This window comes from Escherichia sp. E13S3 (assembly GCF_004212325.1).
Taxonomy (GTDB): domain Bacteria; phylum Pseudomonadota; class Gammaproteobacteria; order Enterobacterales; family Enterobacteriaceae; genus Escherichia.
The window spans coordinates 303,753-324,976 of the sequence record NZ_RHJR01000018.1 but is presented as its reverse complement, the minus strand read 5'-3'; the positions used below and the strand labels follow the sequence as shown (position 1 = coordinate 324,976).

The following is a 21,224-nucleotide window of genomic DNA, read 5'->3' as shown; positions in this document are numbered from 1 at the left end:
GAATGATTCTCCTGGATTAAATGCGGTTAGCGCAGCGCGATGGAAATGTCGTAGCGCGCACCCTTGCGTAAAACCGTAAGTTGAATGGAATCCATTGAAGGTAACTGCCGCATCAGAGCAATCATTGCTCGTGGATCAGTAAAATCCTGCTGATTTAACGCAATGGCGATATCGCCTTCCTTGAAACCGCTGGCATCGAACAGAGAACGATCTGCCCCCGGTTTCACTGCATAACCGACAATCCCCTCCTTACGCACGGGCGTAAGCTGGATATAGTTAAAAATTTTCTGCGGATCTTTCGCCAGCGCCTGACGCACGGCTGCCGGGATCTCAACTGGCGCACTGGCAGCAGGCTCAGCAACAGCTTGCTTTGCTTCGTCACTGATGGCTTTTTTGTTGGTCACGGCTACGGTGGAACGTTCCTCTTCTGCCAGGCTCAGACGCTCTATTTTTCCCTGATAACGCAGCATCACATGGTCGCGATTGATTTCCTCAATCACTGCGTTGTGCGAGCCAAGCGTTTCCCCCTGCAAATAGACCTGCTGTTTGCCGCCTTCTTCAATGACCGCACCGGGTCTGGCGCCAAAGGCGATCCCGCGCAGCACCACATTAAGACGCGTTTCTGCCACAGGCGCAGGTTCGGGTTGTTTTACCGGCGCGGCGACAGGCTGATATTTGCCAAACCAGTTTTGCTGGCTGATTAATTGCGCGTCTTTTTTATCGAACGTTTTTGCATCCGCACGTGCCGGTTTATTCGCCGATGGAGAAGCCGATGTATATTCCGCAGAAAAGGAGATATAGCGCCAGAGTGAATGCGCCATTTTTGCAGAAATAATAAGCAGCATCAGCCAGAACATCCCGCGTGCAATTTTGCGCAGGTGCTCTTTGTCTGTATTAAGAGATTGTCTCTGGCTAAGTGTGTGACGAATTTTTGTCAGCCATTGAATGAGATAAATTCGTGCGTCACGAAAAACAACCCGCGCCAATTTATATACCCGACGTTATGCTTTGACTATTCCACAGGTGGTACGATCCAGTTTCCGCTGATACTGGTTACCTGTGCGTGTATCATTAATCGTTATGCTGTAATTAATTCCCTCGGTGATCATTAATTTCACCGTCGGATCAGCGCACATTTGTCGTTGGTAGCTGGTTAAAAAGGCGTCAGGCGTCTGCGTGGTTTGTGTACCCGCTTCGCTGATAATGGTCATTTTTACCGTCGTGCCGCTACTTTGCGCCAGCACCAAGGTATATCCCGCAGATTTAATCGGCAGGTTTTGGCTGATATTTTGCGCCTGTTTTTTCGCCAGTAAACTGGCATTTTCATTATGGCTGGCGCAGCCACTTAATAATCCTGTAACGCTCAACAATAGCGATATTAATACCCTCCCTGGCATTTGTTTTATCGACATGGTAAATAATCTCTAAGGTTATTAATAAGAGTTAAAATGTCACTTCGATAATGACATGGTTATCATTAAAACAATGCCTGTAGATAAAGTGTTGCTATACCGCCCAGACTTAAACACGGTCCAAAAGGCAGTGTGGTTGATCCTCTTTTTGTAATAACGGCATATATCAGGCCGCAGCATGAGGCGATTAAAGCAACATTGGGTAGCGACAACGCCCCCACCCAGCCACCTAAAGCGGCGAAGAGTAATACATCACCCATGCCTAATGCTTCTTTACGCAGAACTATTCCGGCTATCCAACGCAGGGAGTAAAAAGTGATAAATCCCACCAGTACGCCGGTGACTGCGTCTTGTAGCGTTAACGGACTCTGTTGCGCCCATGCCGCAATCAGTCCTGTCCACAATACGCCCTGAGTAAAAACATCGGGGAGCCATTGGTTGTCGAGGTCGATGACACTCGCGGCAATCAGCCAGGCGGATAATATCATCACCGCCAGCCCCCATCCACTTTCCGGCCACACCAGACTCGCCAGCAAAAAAGCGAGTGCCGTCAATAACTCGACTAACGGATAACGCTTGCTGATTTTCGCCTGACAGTCGCGGCAGCGCCCTTTGAGCATCAGCCAGGAGAGCAGCGGAATGTTGTCACGTATCCGGATGGTCTGCTGACAATGTGGGCAGTGCGAGCGTGGCAGCGCCAGGCTTATTTTTGACTGCGTGTCCGGCGTTTCACCGTGAAACTCCGCCATTTGTTGGCGCAGCATGATGGGGTAACGCCAAATCACCACATTCAAAAAACTGCCGATGATTAATCCTCCGACGGTTGCCAGGACGGGCATCGCCGCGGGGTATTGCTGAAACACATCAAAAAGCATGGTTAAAGGTTATTTGTTGTAACTTGCCGGATGCGGCGTGAACGCCTTATCCAGCCTACGGGTGACTGCAAACGCAAATAATCGCGGCTTTCCCTCTAGGCCCGGTGCGCCTTATTTCATGCCGGATGCGGCGCGAGCGCCTTATCCGGCCTACGGGTGTCTACCAACGCGAATAATCGCGGCTTTCCCTCCAGGACCGATAAGCTGGCGCATCGGGCATATGTGTTGACCCGATGCGCCTTATATCATGCCGGATGCGGCGCGAACGCCTTATCCGGCATACAGGCTTACTCGGCTGACATCTTATGCTCGGTAACCTTGTTAATGGTTTCCGGCCCTTGCTGCGGTTTCGGCAGATCGAGTGACGCGAGCGTGTTGTAAGCCGACTGGCTCACACCGCCCTCGAAGCTCATCTCTGTCGCTCCCGGCAACTGGTAAGCATTCGCGCCCGGATTCCATTTCTTAAAGAACTCCGAAAGGTCCGTCTGAGCGACCCAGGATGCACACAGCATCAGCGTGTCGGCAGCGTTACCGTTGGATTCGGCACAGTAATTTCTTTCGCCAAACTTGGTTTTGCCAACATCATCGCCGCGTGCTTTACGATGCATCAACTGGAACAGGTTCCAGCCTTTCATCCCTTCACGCTCGCTGTAGAACTCTGGCAGCTTGCTATCTGGATACCATTTCTTGATATCAAAGTTTTTCTCTGCCCATTCCTTCAGCTGCGCGTACATCAGCAGACGGTCACCCGCACCGCCGCGCGCCCATGCCTGACCGTTGCTCTCGTCCAGATATTCCGGCGCGACGGTAATATCTTCAGCGACACGGTTCATCTTGCCGAGATAGCGATCCTGCATGTACAGCGCCAGCACGTTGTTCGCCACTTCAGTTGCGCCCGGTACAGTCAGGGGTGTTTCTGCGGCGTTATGCCCTACTTCATGCCAGATCAGCCAGTCGTTCAGCGGCGTCGTCGGCAGCGTGGTGCTGTTCGTCGAGAAGCTGCTGTTCATTACCGGATAACCAGAGTGCGCATCACCAATGGAGATCTGCACATCGTTGGCGAAACGATGTTTATGTCCCGTCAATGCTTTATAGGTAAACATCCGGTGCTTACCGCTTTCGCCATCACGACCGTAGAAGTCATTCATCGAGCTGGCAAAGGTATCCAGATCTTTAGCGAATTCTGCTACGCCACCATTGAAATTGCTGGCCTCAAGGTTCTTCTTCGGCGTGGTATAGACGAACGACGCAGACTCCAGCTCGCCTAGCGGCGCAGGGGAGTTCAGCTCGTGTTGCCACTTACCATCTTTATAGAACGGTGCTTTTACCACGCCAGTAAAGGTGAAGTTGGCTGACTCATTCTTTGAGCTGTTGCCCTTGATATAAATCAGACCACCGTAAGGCACCTTGAAGGTCACCGTGCCTTGAGCATCCAGATCATAGGTTTTCGTCACTTTTGGCGGACGGTTCAGAGCAACTTCATGCTTCTCACGTCCGGTCAGGTCGTCGGCCAGCGCCACGGTGACAGTCACAGGAACGTTCGCATTGGACTTAATGCTGACTTCCTGCTGAGCCGGAGCCCACAGGCCTGTAGACTGCATGTTACCCGCAAACCATTTGGTCGGACTCGAGTACAGGCTGATGCTTTCAGTAACCTCCTGCCCTTCTGCCGATACCGCTCCCGGATATTTCTCGACATCAACCTTAATGTTCAGATCCCACCAGGAACGACCCAGCATCAGGCGTGTCAGCGGTTTTTCCATATAGTTGAGCGGATAGCTCGGGTTCATCATGCCCGCTTTGGCAGTTGTATCTCCGTAGATCATATTGTTATCGACCAGCGATTTTTTCAGATCTGCAGAACACAGCGTGCCTTCGGTATAGGCATTGTTGGCGTAGCAGTTCAGGAACTCGGTGAACGTTTTAAAGCCCAGCTCGTCTTCCTTGCCGCTTTCATAGCGGTATTTAATGTCGTTCCACAGCCAGACCGTCATGTTCTGGTACAAACGTTCAAGATCGACGCTGTTCAGACGCTCACCTTTACGACCATTGGTACGGAAGTAAAGCTCGTGCTGATACAGGCGCTGAATGTTGGTGCCTAAATCCGCAGCCTGCACCATCGCTTTCGCGGTGTCGGCGCTGAGATTCAGTTGCGTATAGCGCGGAACATACATTGTCCCCGTCACAGGAACACCCGTGCCAGGACGGTATTCCAGACAGTTGACCTCGTAGTGGTAGTCAGGATCCTTACACTCTTCCAGCCCTGGGAACGCTTTAAAGATTTTATCCTTTGCAGCCTTCAAAGAATCTTCCGTCTTATGCTCCGCCACATCAATAAAGGCATAACGAGTTACCTGCTCACCATCCACATCCTCCAGCCAGCTGGCAACTTCCAGTGTCGGTTTCTTATCAGGTTTGTTATCAATCTGATATTTCCAGGTAACTTCACCTGTCTCAGAATTAATGGTGTACGGCAGCGCACCTTCCACAACCGGATAACGTTCATAAACCCAAATGCCTGTCGCTCGGCGCTGGCGCACCCGGTCTGGATATCCCTGAGGATCGGTATTCACCACCGATTTGTTAAGCGCCATCGACAGACCTGCGGCATCAAGCAGACGTACAAAGCCTGATGCGCTCTCTTCCTTAAGATTGCTCATCACGTTTTCCATGATCAGCACCGAACCGCCTTTGTTCAGATAGGCGATCAGATCGGTCACATCCTGCTGGGTCAGCTTCGGTTTGCTGGTATCTGCACGCAGAGGCACTGCATAGGGATCGCCCCCCACCTGAGTCACATACTCAAAGCCGTTAAGGATCAGCAGCGGCATTTCCTGCGGATCGAGATCGCCATAGCTACTTAAATGCTCAACGGAGATACCCGCAAAATCCGGATGGAAGCCGAACGCTGCACTGTTTCCTGTAACCTGACCATGACGTTTGAAATAGACGGTATCCAGGTTGGTGCCTACGGTCATGCTGGCTTTCGCGTCCGGCGTCCATTTATCGTCGGACAAATAGCGCAACACGTTCTGCATAAAGTGCTTCATGTCATTTGAATCACTGTTACGCATACACTGACCGCTTTTATCAACACCGCCTTCCCAGCTGTAACCGTTCGGGCAACGCAGAATGCTGTTGTAGTGCGGGTTACCGATAACCATCAGCTTACCTTTGCCGACTTGCCCCAGCGAGATAAACGGCAGGTTGAAAGTGGCAGTTTCGCGTGTCACGTTCTCCGGGCGCACAATGGAAGGCGCTTCAGTAATGTACGCCAGCTCGTTTTTATCCCAGGCGCGTTTTTCGCCGAAGGCCAGCCAGTAGTTTTTATCATTACGCGCCATCAGAATCGGGAATGCCGCGTTGGAGATATTCACCACTGCCTGACCGCGCGCATTACCGGTGCTGCCATAGAAGTTGGTAGAGTCATGGAAGACGTGGAATTTCGTCACTGATTTGTAATCTTTATCCACACCCCACAGCTTGTTGATAACGCCCTGAATCTGACCTTCGTTAACATTGCGCGTCGTCAGCGAGAACCAGCGAGCCTCGTTACAGCGGTCGTTTTTCGCACAAATCGCGGTATCGATCTCTTTGGCCTGACCCGTCTTAAACTGCTCGATAAATTCGTTTGGCAGCACAACATTTTGATCGCCTTCATCCAGCGTAGCGCCATTGGACAACGAGAGATTGATAATCTCGTTGATCACGTTGGGATATTCGGCAAAGACCTTGCGTACATCGTCCGCAACAACACGGGTATTATTTTGCCCGGTCGTCGAATAGCGATGAATAAGCTGATCAATATTCGCGCCGCGAACTTCGTCGCCCAGTTCCGTCAGCGCAATGGTCGACTTATTGCCGCGTACTGAGCCCAGTTCAAAGGTGTCGATACCAAAGGAGATGGTTTCGCCCCAGCTGAAGTTGAATTTGCCGTTTTCGCCAGTCACGCCACGGCCTGAGCTGGTGTAGTAATTTACGCCAACCACACCATTGCCCATGCTATCTACCAGTCGGCCTTCGGAGAGAATGATTTCCGTAGGTTGATACTGATAAAACTGTTCCGCGTTAGCCGACACGAAGGAAGCGTTCAGATCCGGTTTTGTTCCCGGTGTGGTGACTGGCACAACCGGTGAAGTATGAGTGGATGGCGCTTTATCAGTCGCGGCATTGTTTTCCACCTCTTCATTGACCAGCTTTTTGAACTCTTCCGGTGCCAGATCGATCTGCTTATACAGCGAGTCGAAGCGTTTACTCTCGATCACCGAGGAGAACGTCAGACAAACCTGTTCTGTATTCGCCGGACAGCTGTTACTGGACGTTACCAGCGAAACCGCATTGCTTTTCTTGTCATCGGAGCCCGCCAGTTCTTGCGCATCCTCAAGGCTAAACGACACTTTTTCAACCGCACGCAGGCTACGCGCAGCTTCTGACTGAGTGTTGAAGGTGGCAATTGTCGTGTTACCCGCCACGCAAGTAACGTTCTCGCCAGGTGTAAAAGTAAAGCCGTCGCTGGATTCACCATTACATTTAGCACCGATTACCCGCTGGCTTCCGCCCAGGGTCAGATAACCGGTTTTCGTAGGAACAGGTTCTGGCTCCGGTTCTGGCGTTGGCTCTGGATCAGGTGTCGGATCCGGCGTAGGTTCAGGCTCCGGCGTCGGCTCCGGGTTTGGCGTTGGATCGGGTTTCACTTCCGGCAAAGACCCGGTTCCAGAATCTACAGGCGGAGTATCGGAGGAAGAACCTGAACCGCCGCCGTCACAACCGGTTAATAAGGTTGCGCTTAAAATAGCCGCTAAAAGCGATTTTTTATATTTAAATTTCTTATTCATTAATAACGCAAGTGACAAAATATAGTTAAAAAATTCGTAACTGGGGAAATAGTTTTATGTTTTAGCTTCTCTAATAACTTCCTCCATTCTTAAAAAAACTGCATTATTGATAACGAAACAGGTGAAATTTATAAGAATATCCCCTATTCGATGCCAGACGGGGTATTTATAAAATGATTCAACAAACAAAAAAGTAACAATTATTCACAATGTAACTATCCCAAGTTGTTGATAGTTTTAACGATTGCGATTGCAAAAGCAACAGATAGCACGGTGTTTGCTCATCAAGCGAACACAATTAATACAGACTTGTTTTGCGTGACAAAAAAATAGATATTCTCACCCCCCTTAATTATTTAGAGAGTTATCTGACCATGAAATATTATTTATGCCTGGATAATAAACAGCGAAATGATTTTGCAATTATTTAGCCAGGATAATGAAACGAGAATAGAAAGAAGCCGGATGATATTAACGATCATCCGGCTTTATTGACTTACGAAACTAACATCCCGGTAAACACATACGCCTGCAACAGCGTGATAATGCCGATAACGCTGGCAAAAATCAGACTGTGCTTCACGGTGTAGCGGAACAGTTCAGATTCTCGGCCCACCATGCCCGTCGCGGCGCAGGCCACGGCGATAGATTGTGGGGAGATCATCTTGCCAGTTACGCCGCCGCTGGTATTTGCTGCCACCAGCAGAGTGTCAGAGACGTTGATTTGCTGCGCCGTGGTTGATTGCAGTGAACCAAACAGAGCGTTCGAGGAGGTGTCCGAGCCGGTAAGGAATACCCCCAGCCAGCCGAGGAATGGCGAAAAGAACGGGAACATCACACCAGTACCCGCCAGTACCAGCGCCAGCGTGGTAGACATACCGGAATAGTTGGTCACGAAAGCAAATGCCAGCACCATGCCAATCGACAATATCGGCCACTTCAGGCTAATTAGCGTTTCGGCAAAGACACCAATACCTTTCTTGATCCCCACGCCGAGGATGAAGATAGAGATAATCGCTGCAATGAAAATAGCGGTGCCGCCAGCAGAGAGCGGGTCGAATTTAAACACCGCGTCCATTGGCGTCGGCTGGGCGACAATGGGTGCCGCTTTCAAGACTTGTTGATGCAAATGAGGGATCTGGAAATTAATCACCAGCGAATAAAACGCGCCGCCCGGAGCAAATAACGCTTTAAACGGTTTCATGGTCCAGATGGTGACCAGTACCGTTAAGATTAAAAACGGTGACCACGCACGAATGATTTGCCCCAGACTATATTCTGAAGGCACGGGACCGCCAGAAGACGGTTTATTTACCACCATCGCACCAGCGGATTGCCCCATGCTGATTGCCGTTTCGGTATTTTTCGGTCGCCAGACTTTAAGGAATAAAGAGAGTGAGACGATACTCACTAGCGCCGAAGTAATATCCGGCAGTTCCGGACCAATATAGTTAGAGGTAAAGAACTGAGTGACAGCGAAGCTTCCCCCTGCAACCAGCGCCGCTGGCCACGTCTCTTTCACCCCTTTCCAGCCGTCCATCATTGCTACCAGCCAGAACGGCACAAGAACCGACAGGAACGGTAACTGACGTCCCGCCATTGCGCCAATGTCGAACGGATCGATTCCCGTTACCTGACCGGCGACCAGAATTGGCACACCCAACGCACCAAACGCCACCGGCGCAGTGTTGGCAATCAGACACAGCCCCGCCGCGTATAGCGGTTTGAAGCCCAAGCCCACCAGCAGCGCACCGGTAATCGCCACCGGAGCACCAAAGCCAGCCGCCCCTTCCAGCAACGCGCCAAAGGAGAAACCAATCAGTAACACCTGCAAACGCTGATCGTCGGTGATGGAGATAACCGAGCTGCGGATAATATCGAACTGGCCGCTGGCAACGGTTAATTTATACAGGAATACCGCCGCGACAATAATCCACGCAATAGGCCATAATCCATAAATAAAGCCATAGCCCGCAGCAGCAAATGCCATATCAATCGGCATTTTAAAGGCGAATATCGCAATCAGGATCGATAATATAAGGGTTATTGCTCCGGCGACATGTCCTTTCAGACGTAATACCGCAAGTGCAACGAAGAAGAATATTATTGGGATCAGGGCAACCAGAGCGGATAGCCCCAGTCCTCCCATCGGCATATACATTTGAGTCCAGGTAACCATATTGTTCAGTCTCTTATTATCTTTATATGCTTGATATGATTAAGGTTGTAATAAGCAAAAGAGGACTGAACTGTAAAATATAGGCGTTATACTTTACAGCAACAGTACGCTGCTAACGCAATTGCTACCTCTGGCATAACAAGTATATCGGGTAAGGGGTTCTGTTCCGCACACGCAGGTGCAGAGTATCGTTAAGATGTCCATATTGTTGTTTTAGGCCCGCTAGTAATGCGCTGCGGGTATTTAATTTTGTTAAACCCTGATAATCGCTCCGGTTATTTCCGGGATAAATGTACTACCGCAGTTACTATAATAGCCCCGACAATAAAACTTGCCGGGGCTTTTTTTGACGCTATTAATGACTTTCTTTTTCGCGTAAACGCCAGGCGTGTAATAACGGTTCGGTATAACCGTTTGGCTGTTTCACGCCGAGGAAGATCAAATCGCTGGCAGCTTTAAAGGCACACGAGTTAGCGAAATTCCCCGCCATCGGACGATAAGCCGGATCGCCAGCGTTTTGCTGATCAACCACTTTCGCCATATTCTCCAGTGACGCCTGCACCTGCTCTTTGGTCAGGATGCCGTGACGTAACCAGTTGGCAATATGCTGGCTGGAGATGCGCAGCGTTGCACGGTCTTCCATCAGCGCCACGTTGTGAATATCCGGCACTTTTGAACAACCAATCCCCTGCTCCACCCAGCGCACCACGTAGCCCAGAATCCCCTGCACGTTGTTATCCAGCTCTTGTTGGATCTCTTGCGCCGACCAGTTAGCATTTTCAGCAACCGGAATGGTCAGCAGATCGTCCAGCAGCGGTTCAAATTCAGCATTGAACTCGGTCTGGGCTATGTTGGCTTGCACGCTCTGTACGTTGGTTTGGTGGTAGTGCAGCGCATGGAGCGTAGCGGCAGTTGGCGACGGAACCCAGGCCGTGTTTGCCCCGGCACGTAACTGGTCGCCCTTCTGGCTGTACATGTCTGCCATCAGGTCCGGCATTGCCCACATGCCTTTGCCGATTTGCGCTTTACCGCGCAGCCCACAGAACAGACCGGAAAGCACGTTATTGCGCTCGTAGGCTTTGATCCACGGCGTCGATTTCATCTGGTTTTTACGCAGCATCGGGCCAGCTTCCATCACCGAATGCATTTCATCGCCGGTACGGTCGAGGAAACCGGTATTGATGAACGCCACGCGGTTGCGCGCCTGAGCGATACAGCTACGCAAGTTCAGCGAGGTCCGGCGTTCTTCATCCATAATGCCCATTTTCAGGGTATTCGGTGCCATACCGAGCATTGCCTCAACGCGGGTAAACAGTTTGTTGGCGAACGCCACTTCCTGCGGACCGTGCATTTTCGGTTTCACAATATAGACGCTGCCAGTGCGCGAATTTTTCTGCACTTTTAAATCATAGAGGGCAATCGCGCCAGTCATGACGCCATCAAGAATACCTTCCGGAATTTCATTGCCTTCGCTGTCCCAAATTACGGGAATGGTCATCAAATGACCTACGTTACGGATAAACAGCAGCGAGCGCCCGTGCAGAGAAATTTCAGAGCCATCGGCGGCGGTGTACTGACGATCGTCATTCAGTTTACGCACGATTTGCCGACCGTTTTTCTCCATTTTCTCTTGCAGAGTCCCCTGCATCAGGCCCAGCAAGTTGCGGTACAGCAGGATTTTATCTTCCGCATCAACCGCAGCGACCGAATCTTCACAGTCGAGAATGGTACTGATGGCCGCTTCGACGATAACATCGTTGATGTGTGCCGGATCGTCTTTGCCAATCCGCCCGTTGGCATCAATTTGCAGTTCAATATGCAGGCCGTTATTTTTCAACAAAATGCAGGTCGGCGCAGCGGCATCGCCACGGTAACCGACAAACTGCGCCGGGGTACGTAACGTGGTTTCTTTACCATTTTTCAACTGGATGCGTAATTGTTTGTCGACCACCTTAAACGCCACGACATCCTGATAGCTGCCGTTTTCCAGCGGTAGAGATTCATCGAGGAAACGCCGAACCCAGGCGATAACCTGCTCACCGCGCTGCGGATCGTAGCCGCTGACCATCGCCCCTTCCTGCGGGATGATGTCGCTGCCGTATAACGCATCGTACAGTGAGCCCCAGCGAGCGTTCGCCGCGTTCAGCGCGTAGCGGGCGTTCATTGCCGGAACCACCAGCTGTGGCCCCGCCTGGCTGGTGATTTCACTGTCGATGCCCGTGGTTTCCACCGTAACGTGGTCAGGCTGCGGCACGAGATAGCCCAGTTCCCGCAGGAAAGATTTATAGGCCGCTTTGTCTTTTATCGGCCCCGGATTGCTGCGATGCCATTCGTCCAGCGCCGCCTGAATGCGATCGCGCTCTGCCAGCAACTGACGATTTTCTGGCGACAGATCATGAACGATCTCATCAAAATTACGCCAGAACGCCGCAGCGTCCAGCCCTGTTCCCGGTAAAACTTCTTCATCCACAAAACGTTTAAAATTGGCGTCAATGCGTAAACGGCCTTGGGTTATGGTTTGACTCATTGTTTATCTCCTCGTTTTCGCTTATTTCGCCAACACCGCTGCTGCCGCTTTCGCGACCTGCGCATCCTGTGCTCCGGTTAAACCAGAAACGCCCACGGCACCAATAATTTGCCCATCCACAACAACCGGTACGCCGCCTTCCAGCGACGTCAGTAACGGCGCAGTCACGAACGCGGTACGTCCGTTGTTCACCATCTCTTCATAGCCCTTAGTTTCACGACGCCCCAGCGCGGCGGTACGCGCTTTCTCCTGGGAGATGTAAGCCGCAATCGGCGCGCAATCGTCCATGCGACTTAACGCCAGCAGATGACCGCCGTCATCGGCAACAGCAATGGAAACAGACCAGTTATTTTTCTGCGCCTCTTCCTGACCTGCGGCAATAATTGCACTCGCCATTTGCTGGCTAAGAATGACTTTAGTTTTCATTTTGTTATTCCTTTTCAAGGGCTTGTTCTACAATTTCAATCCAGTGACGCACAGAGGTTCGACCGGCGCTCGCCAGATGCGTCTGGCAACCAATGTTGGCGGTGACGATCATTTCCGGTTTGCCGCTTTCCAGCGCATTCATTTTGTTATCCCGCAGCTGGCGCGCCAGATCGGGATGCGTTAATGCATACGTTCCCGCCGACCCGCAGCACAGATGGCTGTCGGGAACGTCCGTTAAGGTAAATCCAAGACGAAGTAACACTTTTTCCACTTCGCCGTTCAGCTTTTGCGCATGTTGTAGGGTACACGGGCAGTGGAAGGCCAGCTTTTTATCGCCGCGAATTGCCAGTTTTTCCAGCGGTTCCTCGCGCAGAAGTTCGACTAAATCGACCGCCAGCTCACTGACCTGACGCGCTTTATCGGCATACAGCGCATCGTTTTTCAGCATCTGCCCGTACTCTTTGACAAACGCACCGCAGCCGCTGGCAGTCTGCAAAATTGCCTCGGCACCTGCTTCAATCGCGGGCCACCAGGCATCAATATTATTTCGCGCCCGCGCTAGCCCTTTCTCTTGCGCATTAAGATGATAGTCCACCGCGCCACAACAGCCTGCTTCGTTAGCTGGCATGACGCTGATCCCCAGACGATCCAGCACCCGCGCAGTTGCCGCGTTGGTGTTGGGCGAAAGCGTAGGCTGGGCGCAACCTTCCAGCATTAAAACCCGACGCTTATGGCGCAGCGGTGGACGCGGTTTGGCTTTCACCGTTTCAGCGGGTAATTTTGCTCTTATCTGTTCTGGCAAAAACGGTCGCAGCACCAGCCCTACCTGCGTCAATGCGCGAAAGACCGCCGGACGCGGCACTACCTGGCGCAATCCTTCGCGCAGCATTCGCTCCGGCAGTGGGCGTTTCACTTTCTGCTCGACAATATCACGCCCGATATCCAGCAAATTGTGATAGCGCACACCAGAAGGACAGGTGGTTTCACAATTGCGGCAAGTGAGACAGCGATCGAGATGCTCCTGTGTTTTAAGCGTAACTTCGTTGCCTTCCAACACCTGTTTAATCAGATAGATGCGCCCGCGCGGCCCGTCCAGTTCATCGCCCAATAGCTGATAAGTTGGGCAGGTTGCGGTACAAAATCCGCAGTGAACACAGGCGCGCAGGATGCTGTCGGCTTCCTGCGCCCGCGCGTTCTGCCGCATCTCTTCGGTTAATTGGGTTTGCATAGCCTGCTCCTCAAAGTTCCGCGTACATGCGACCGGGGTTAAACACGCCGCAAGGGTCGAGCTGCTGTTTAAGCTGCTGGTGATAGCGGAATAAAGGAGCGGGTAGCGGGGCAAAGCCGCCATCTCCGGCACTAAAGCGGGTCGCATGACCGCCAGCGTTGCGGGCGATGCGATGGATTTGATTGTCATCGGCTGTCGATTTCAGCCAGCGTAACGCGCCGCCCCAGTCGATCAGTTGTTCGCCGGGTAAATCCATCATCGGCGCATCGCTGGGTAATGAAATGCGCCATAAGGTACCTGGTAACGAGAAGAACGGCAGTTGTTGTTCACGCAATTGCTGCCAGAACTGATCCGCAACCTCTTCGCCACCCAGCAGTTCACGCGCTGCTTTTACCGATCCTTCGCCGCCCTCAAGGCGGATCCACAACGCATTGTCGAAGTAACATAAGCCACTAATGGGTAATGGCTGGAGTTGCCACTGGGCGATTTCGTCCATGGCTTCTTGCAGGCTGATTTCCCGACGCAGGCTCAAGGTGGCACGCGGTCGCGGTAACACTTTCATCGAGATTTCAGTGAGCACGCCAAGACAACCGTAGCTTCCGGCCATTAACCGTGAGAGATCGTATCCGGCAACGTTTTTCATCACTTCGCCACCAAAACGCAGATGTTTTCCTGTGCCGGTAATGATGCGCGTGCCGAGGACAAAATCGCGGACCGAACCGCTCCACGGGCGACGCGGCCCCGCCAGCCCGCAGGCGACCATCCCGCCCCAGGTGGCTTCTTCACCATAATGCGGCGGCTCGCAGGGGAGCATTTGCCCGGCGCTCTCCAGCGCCGCTTCAATCGCCACCAGCGGCGTTCCCGCACGCGCGGTGATCACCAGCTCGGTCGGGTCGTAATTAACAATGCCGCGATGACAACGCACATCCAGCGTTTGCCCGGTGACAGGGCGGCCTAAAAAGGCTTTGCTATTGCTGCCCTGAATCACCAGCGGCGTTTTATTACTAATCGCCTGATTCACCTGTTCCAGCAGCGCCTGGCTGTAATCACACTCGCGTAGCATCAGAAACGCTCCAGTTCGGGGAAAGGTAAATGACCGTGATGCACGTGCATGGCACCAAATTCAGCACAGCGGTGTAGCGTGGGAATGTTTTTCCCTGGGTTCAGCAAACCATCGGGATCAAACGCCGCCTTGACTGCATGGAAGGTCGTGATTTCATCGCTGTTGAACTGGGCGCACATTTGATTGATTTTTTCTCGCCCGATGCCATGTTCCCCACTGATGCTGCCGCCAACTTCAACGCAGAGTTCGAGGATCTTCCCGCCCAGCTCTTCCGCGCGGGCAAATTCACCGGGCTCGTTGGCATCGAAAAGGATTAACGGGTGCATGTTGCCATCTCCGGCATGAAAGACGTTGGCAACACGTAAATCATATTGCTGCGATAAACGGGCAATGCCTTCCAGTACGCCAGGCAGGGCGCGACGCGGGATGGTGCCATCCATGCAGTAGTAATCCGGGGAGATGCGCCCCACCGCCGGAAAGGCGTTCTTGCGGCCAGCCCAGAAACGTACGCGCTCTGCTTCGTCCTGTGCCAGACGGACGTCAGTCGCGCCCGCTTTCAACAAGATGTCGTTAACCCGCTCGCAGTCTTCCTGTACATCAGACTCCACGCCGTCCAGCTCGCATAACAAAATCGCTTCGGCGTCGACGGGATAACCGGCATGAATAAAATCTTCCGCCGCGCGGATCGACAGGTTATCCATCATCTCCAGCCCGCCGGGGATAATGCCATTAGCGATGATGTCACCAACCGCAAGTCCGGCTTTTTCTACCGAGTCAAAGCTGGCTAACAACACGCGCGCCACGGGCGGCTTCGGCAGCAGTTTTACCGTTACTTCGGTGGTCACGCCGAGCATACCTTCCGATCCGGTGAACAGCGCCAGCAGGTCAAAACCAGGCGAATCCAGCGCGTCCGATCCCAGCGTCAGCGCCTCGCCGTCCAGCGTTTGCACTTCAATTTTCAGCAGGTTATGTACGGTCAGACCATATTTCAGGCAGTGGACGCCACCGGCATTTTCCGCCACATTGCCGCCAATCGAACAGGCGATTTGTGAGGAAGGATCCGGCGCGTAATAGAGATTATGCGGCGCAACGGCCTGGGAGATCGCCAGGTTACGCACGCCCGGCTGCACGCGCGCACGGCGCCCGACGGGGTTAATGTCGAGGATCTCTTTAAAGCGCGCCATCACCAACAACACACCTTTTTCCAGCGGCAGCGCGCCGCCAGAAAGCCCGGTGCCTGCGCCACGGGTCACCACCGGCACACGCAGGCGGTGGCAGACAGCCAGAATCGCCGTCACCTGTTCCATCTGCTTAGGCAGAACAACCAGTAATGGACGCGTGCGATACGCGCTCAACCCGTCACACTCGTAAGGAGTGATCTCCTCATCGGTATGCAGGATCTCCAGTCCAGGGACATGCTCACGCAGTGCCATCAGTACCGATGTGCGGTCGACATCGGGTAAAGCGCCATCAAGACGCTCTTCGTACAAGATGCTCATGAGTAGGGTTCGCTTTGTTGTGTTGTGTGGCAGCTGATTTTTGCGCGCTGCTTCTGTGAACAGTTATTAAGCGGGCTTTTCGTTTTCGTCTATCTCTTTAGTTACCGGTCAGACCATTTTTTTTCCAGCTCTGTGACTTCGCATTGGTTAACTTAATGTTAAATTGATGTAACATAATCACTTACGTGATGTGCGTGTTTTGCGAGTTAAGAACAGAAAAATTGGTCCTACCTGTGCACGAGGTCCGGGAATGAAAGATGAACGTCGCCCTATTTGCGAAGTAGTTGCTGAAAGTATCGAACGGTTAATTATCGACGGCGTGCTGAAGGTCGGGCAGCCGCTTCCTTCAGAACGTCGACTGTGTGAAAAGCTCGGCTTCTCACGTTCCGCACTGCGTGAAGGACTGACCGTGCTGCGCGGGCGCGGGATTATTGAAACAGCGCAGGGTCGCGATTCTCGGGTCGCGCGGCTTAATCGGGTCCAGGACACCAGCCCGCTAATTCATCTGTTCAGCACGCAGCCGCGAACGCTGTACGATCTGCTTGATGTTCGCGCATTGCTGGAAGGCGAATCGGCAAGGTTGGCGGCTACGCTGGGAACCCAGGCTGATTTTGTTTTGATAACCCGCTGTTATGAAAAAATGCTCGCCGCCAGTGAGCACAACAAAGAGCTTTCGCTGATCGAACATGCACAGCTGGATCATGCTTTCCATCTCGCCATTTGTCAGGCTTCCCACAATCAGGTGCTGGTGTTTACGCTGCAATCATTGACCGATCTGATGTTTAATTCGGTGTTTGCCAGCGTGAATAATCTCTACCATCGGCCACAGCAAAAAAAGCAGATCGATCGCCAGCATGCGCGGATCTATAACGCGGTGTTGCAGCGACTCCCGCATGTCGCCCAGCGCGCCGCCCGCGATCATGTGCGGACCGTGAAAAAGAATCTCCACGATATTGAGCTGGAAGGCCACCACTTGATTCGTTCGGCGGTGCCGCTGGAAATGAACCAGAGTTAGCTGGAGTCAAATCTGCTTTTCATACAAGCGGTAACGCTTGTACGGCTCCGCCCCAATGCGTTCCAGCATGTTATTCATGCCTGTATTGGTTTCGAGGATCCATGACATTTCCAGCGCATCGATCTTCCGGCGAGCAAACGGATCATGTAAGGCTTCAATCAATAACAGAGCAATCACCGGGCCGATGCGGCTGAACTGATACTCGTCGCGAACCCCCATTAGCGGCACTCGCGCGGTCCGCACACCGCTGACTTTCAAGCGCCACAGCAATTTTGCCCAGCCGAAGGGAAAGAGCGATCCGTTCAGATCGGCAATCGCCTCGTTGATGTTCGGTAAGCCGACAATAAACGCGCAGGGTGCAGAATCAATCTCGGCGATGTAGATCATATCGTCCGGCACCAGATACTTAAGTTGATCGCCCATGGTCGCGAATTCATGTTCGGTAAACGGCACAAATCCCCAGTTGTGCTGCCAGCCGGAGTTGAAAATCTCACGCAGGATCTGCATCTCTTCGGCAAACCGCTGACGATTGATGCAGCGAATGGTCACCTTTTTGCGCACCTGATCCATCAGTTTTTTTAGCGCCGGAGAGAAAGTGAGATCGGTTCGCTGCATCCACCACGCCAGTAAATCAATACCTTTGTGATAACCCAGTTGTTCAATATGCGCGGTATACCACGGTTTACCGTGCGGCATCATCGCACAGGGCGGTGTATCGAAACCTTCAATCAGTAATCCACTTTCCTGATTGATATTCAGGCTAAAAGGTCCGCTGATCTTGCTTGCACCTTGTGACTTCAACCACGCTTCCGCTGCGCCAAACAACGCGGCAAAAACCTGCGAGTCATCAATGGCGTCAATCATGCCGAAATGACCGGTATCTTCGCCGTAACGCTCGCGGTGTAAGGTATCGATTTGCGCGGTAATGCGCCCTACTACCTGCCCTTCTTTTTTCGCCACCCATGCCTGCCAGATGATATGGTCCGTCCCCGGATTCTTCGCTGACAGATGCTCGCTGCGTTCAATGAATAAAGGAGGGATCCAGTTCGGATCATCGGGATAAAGTGACGACGGAAAAGCGATAAATGCTTTTAAGTCGTTTTTATTTATTACTTTTTCAATTTTAATCATCAGCAGATCGCATTCCATATCTTAGTGGATAACAAATAATTAATGCTGAAAATAAACAGCAACGGACGGCACCTTAAAAATCCATTCGGTGAATACAAGAAAAAATAAAATAATATTTATGAATAATTACGATAAACCAGAGCTACCATTAGCCGATCAACATGACTATTGTGGACTTAATGCGACCCGCCAGGGCATTATCTTAATATATTCATAAATTAAATATTATTCACAATAAACAGAGTTAAGATTTAAAGCATTATTTAAATCAATGTTCAATATCACACCAATGAAAATACTATCTCATTTATCTTTTATGCATATATAATCCACCGCATTATTGTCACTTTATTTTTGATATCCAATTTTTTCGTGGTGTATATGTCCAATAAAATTTTTACGCATTCCCTGCCTATGCGCTATGCCGATTTTCCAACGCTTGTTGATGCTTTGGACTATGCCGCGCTGGGAAGCGCCGGAATGAGTTTTTATGACAGGCGTTGCCAACTTGAAGAAAAATTGGAATATCAGACACTAAAAGTGCGCGCCGAAACAGGAGCAAAGCGGCTGCTATCGCTGAACCTGAAAAAAGGCGATCGCGTGGCGCTGATTGCCGAAACCAGCAGCGGGTTTGTCGAGGCATTTTTTGCCTGCCAGTATGCTGGATTAGTTGCCGTACCATTGGCGATTCCAATGGGCGTCGGTCAGCGTGATTCCTGGAGCACCAAACTGCAAGGTTTACTGGCAAGCTGCCAACCAGCCGCGATAATCACTGGCGATGAATGGTTGCCGCTGGTCAATGCCGCGACGCATGACAACCCCAAATTACATGTTTTAAGCCACGCCTGGTTTAAGGCATTACCGGAAGCCGATGTTGCACTCCAGCGTCCAGTTCCAGACGATATCGCCTACCTCCAGTACACCTCCGGCAGCACCCGTTTTCCCCGTGGCGTTATCATCACTCACCGCGAAGTGATGGCTAATCTACGCGCCATAAGCCACGATGGCATTAAATTACGTCCGGGCGATCGCTGTGTCTCCTGGCTGCCTTTCTACCATGATATGGGGCTGGTCGGTTTTCTCCTGACGCCTGTTGCCACGCAGCTTTCGGTGGATTATTTGCGCACCCAGGATTTCGCCATGCGCCCACTGCAATGGCTTAAATTGATCAGTAAAAATCGTGGCACTGTTTCCGTTGCGCCGCCGTTTGGCTATGAATTGTGCCAGCGCCGCGTGAATGAAAAAGATCTCGCTGAACTGGACCTTTCCTGCTGGCGCGTCGCTGGTATTGGTGCAGAACCCATCTCAGCAGAACAGCTCCATCAGTTCGCTGAATGTTTCCGTCAGGTTAACTTTGACGATAAAACCTTTATGCCCTGCTACGGACTGGCAGAGAACGCGCTGGCCGTCAGCTTCTCCGATGAAGCCTCCGGGGTTGTGGTTAACGAAGTGGATCGCGACATCCTTGAATATCAGGGTAAAGCCGTCGCACCGGGTGCTGAGACACGCGCCGTATCGACTTTCGTCAACTGCGGTAAAACGTTGCCGGAACATGGCATTGAAATTCGTAATGAAGCGGGTCTGCCAGTAGCCGAACGCGTAGTGGGCCATATTTGTATTTCTGGTCCTAGCCTGATGAGCGGCTATTTTGGCGACCAGACTTCGCAGGACGATATCGCGGCGACGGGTTGGTTAGATACCGGCGACCTCGGTTATCTGCTGGACGGTTACCTTTATGTCACTGGGCGTATTAAAGATCTGATTATTATTCGTGGCCGCAATATCTGGCCGCAAGATATTGAATACATTGCGGAACAGGAACCAGAAATTCATTCTGGCGATGCCATTGCTTTTGTTACTGCCCAGGAAAAAATCATTTTGCAGATCCAGTGCCGGATCAGCGACGAAAATCGTCGCGCCCAGCTAATCCACTCTCTGGCGGCGCGGATACAAAGCGAATTTGGCGTTTCGGCGGCTATCGACTTGTTACCACCACACAGTATTCCGCGCACATCTTCCGGTAAACCTGCCCGCGCAGAAGCGAAAAAACGTTATCAGAAAGCCTATGCCGCCAATCTTCATGTGCAGGAATCCCTCGCAGGTTTTGCGCAATGAATCAAACGGTCGCGGTGACGGGCGCTACCGGGTTTATCGGTAAATATATTATCGATAATCTGCTCGCCCGCGGCTTTCACGTCCGCGCATTGACGCGTACTTCCCGTGCTGACCATAACGATAACGTTACCTGGGTGCGCGGTTCGCTGGAAGATACGCATTCACTTAGCGAGCTGGTTGCTGGTGCCGGTGCTGTGGTCCATTGCGCCGGGCAAGTACGCGGACACAAAGAGGATATCTTTACTCGCTGTAACGTTGACGGCAGTCTGCGCCTGATGCAGGCGGCAAAAGAGAGCGGCTTTTGCCAACGTTTTCTTTTTATCTCTTCGCTGGCGGCGCGCCATCCCGAACTCTCCTGGTACGCGAAATCCAAACACCTCGCCGAACAACGACTGGCAGCAATGGCGGACGAAATTACGCTGGGCATTTTTCGCCCAACAGCAGTCTATGGCCCCGGCGATAAAGAGTTAAAACCACTGTTTGACTGGATGCTGCGTGGCCTGCTGCCACGGCTGGGCGCACCAGATACACAGCTCTCTTTCCTGCACGTCACCGATTTCGCGCAAGCCGTGGGTCAGTGGTTAAGCGCCGATTCCGTACAGACGCAAACGTATGAATTATGTGATGGTGTCGCCGGTGGCTATGACTGGCAGCGCGTGCAACAACTGGCCGCCGCCGCCCGTCAAGGAGCTGTACGGATGGTCGGCATTCCTCTGCCGTTGCTCACCTGCCTTGCAGATGTCAGTACCGCGTTGAGTCGCCTGGCAGGTAAAGAACCTATGCTGACCCGCTCAAAATTGGGTGAATTAACTCATGTTGACTGGTCGGCAAGTAATAACCGTATTTCTGAAGATATTAATTGGTTTCCCGGGATTAGCCTGGAACACGCATTACGCAACGGGCTATTTTGATTGTCTTG

General features: G+C 52.0%; 14 protein-coding genes. 3 read left to right on the top strand and 11 right to left on the bottom strand.

The annotated features are described in order from the left end of the window. Nucleotides 1-26 precede the first annotated feature (26 nt). The 10 genes from gspC to glcD all read right to left on the bottom strand — a co-directional run bounded on the left by gspC (nucleotide 27) and on the right by glcD (nucleotide 16,044). Nucleotides 27-986 carry a type II secretion system protein GspC gene (gene gspC / locus D9597_RS19170; RefSeq protein WP_130224011.1) on the bottom strand — a complete coding sequence of 320 codons (960 nt, stop codon included), beginning with the start codon at nucleotides 984-986 and terminating at the stop codon, nucleotides 27-29. A gap of 15 nt (nucleotides 987-1,001) precedes the next feature. Further along, the gene (gene gspS2, locus D9597_RS19165; RefSeq protein ID WP_001324279.1) at nucleotides 1,002-1,412 is read right to left on the bottom strand and encodes a type II secretion system pilot lipoprotein GspS-beta; all 411 of its coding nucleotides are present in this window, start codon (nucleotides 1,410-1,412) and stop codon (nucleotides 1,002-1,004) included. Nucleotides 1,413-1,477: 65 nt separating this feature from the next. After that, a complete protein-coding gene (pppA, locus tag D9597_RS19160; protein ID WP_130224009.1) occupies nucleotides 1,478-2,287 on the bottom strand; it encodes a prepilin peptidase PppA in 810 nt (269 codons plus the stop codon). A gap of 287 nt (nucleotides 2,288-2,574) precedes the next feature. Next, nucleotides 2,575-7,122: a lipoprotein metalloprotease SslE gene (sslE, locus tag D9597_RS19150; RefSeq protein ID WP_130224007.1), complete on the bottom strand. Its 4,548-nt coding sequence runs from the start codon at nucleotides 7,120-7,122 to the stop codon at nucleotides 2,575-2,577. A gap of 496 nt (nucleotides 7,123-7,618) precedes the next feature. Further along, entirely contained in the window at nucleotides 7,619-9,301 is a 1,683-nt protein-coding gene (gene glcA, locus D9597_RS19145) for a glycolate permease GlcA (RefSeq protein ID WP_000259282.1), read from the bottom strand. Nucleotides 9,302-9,656: 355 nt separating this feature from the next. After that, complete coding sequence (glcB, locus tag D9597_RS19140) at nucleotides 9,657-11,828, bottom strand: malate synthase G (protein WP_130224005.1); 2,172 nt, start codon at nucleotides 11,826-11,828, stop codon at nucleotides 9,657-9,659. 21 nt (nucleotides 11,829-11,849) lie between these two features. Then, nucleotides 11,850-12,254, bottom strand: a complete 405-nt coding sequence (locus D9597_RS19135; RefSeq protein ID WP_000853256.1) for a GlcG family protein — start codon at nucleotides 12,252-12,254, stop codon at nucleotides 11,850-11,852. Nucleotides 12,255-12,258: 4 nt separating this feature from the next. Then, on the bottom strand, nucleotides 12,259-13,482 hold the full coding sequence (glcF, locus tag D9597_RS19130) for a glycolate oxidase subunit GlcF (RefSeq protein ID WP_130224003.1): 1,224 nt from the start codon (nucleotides 13,480-13,482) through the stop codon (nucleotides 12,259-12,261). Between the two features lie 10 nt (nucleotides 13,483-13,492). Then, complete coding sequence (glcE, locus tag D9597_RS19125; protein WP_130224001.1) at nucleotides 13,493-14,545, bottom strand: glycolate oxidase subunit GlcE; 1,053 nt, start codon at nucleotides 14,543-14,545, stop codon at nucleotides 13,493-13,495. Continuing rightward, nucleotides 14,545-16,044 carry a glycolate oxidase subunit GlcD gene (gene glcD, locus D9597_RS19120; RefSeq protein ID WP_125097517.1) on the bottom strand — a complete coding sequence of 500 codons (1,500 nt, stop codon included), beginning with the start codon at nucleotides 16,042-16,044 and terminating at the stop codon, nucleotides 14,545-14,547. Before glcD ends, glcE begins: the two co-directional genes overlap by 1 nt. A gap of 250 nt (nucleotides 16,045-16,294) precedes the next feature. Between glcD and glcC the strand changes: the two genes are divergently transcribed. Then, complete coding sequence (glcC, locus tag D9597_RS19115) at nucleotides 16,295-17,059, top strand: transcriptional regulator GlcC (RefSeq protein ID WP_130223999.1); 765 nt, start codon at nucleotides 16,295-16,297, stop codon at nucleotides 17,057-17,059. 6 nt (nucleotides 17,060-17,065) lie between these two features. Here the strand turns inward: glcC and yghO are convergent, their stop codons facing one another. After that, nucleotides 17,066-18,208: a protein YghO gene (gene yghO / locus D9597_RS19110; RefSeq protein ID WP_205712913.1), complete on the bottom strand. Its 1,143-nt coding sequence runs from the start codon at nucleotides 18,206-18,208 to the stop codon at nucleotides 17,066-17,068. 396 nt (nucleotides 18,209-18,604) lie between these two features. On the opposite strand from yghO, the gene D9597_RS19105 reads away from it, so the two are divergent. Both D9597_RS19105 and D9597_RS19100 read left to right on the top strand, forming a co-directional pair. Beyond that, on the top strand, nucleotides 18,605-20,305 hold the full coding sequence (locus tag D9597_RS19105; RefSeq protein WP_240780445.1) for a fatty acyl-AMP ligase: 1,701 nt from the start codon (nucleotides 18,605-18,607) through the stop codon (nucleotides 20,303-20,305). Continuing rightward, a complete protein-coding gene (locus D9597_RS19100; RefSeq protein WP_130223995.1) occupies nucleotides 20,302-21,216 on the top strand; it encodes an NAD-dependent epimerase/dehydratase family protein in 915 nt (304 codons plus the stop codon). Before D9597_RS19105 ends, D9597_RS19100 begins: the two co-directional genes overlap by 4 nt. The last annotated feature ends 8 nt before the right edge of the window (nucleotides 21,217-21,224 follow it).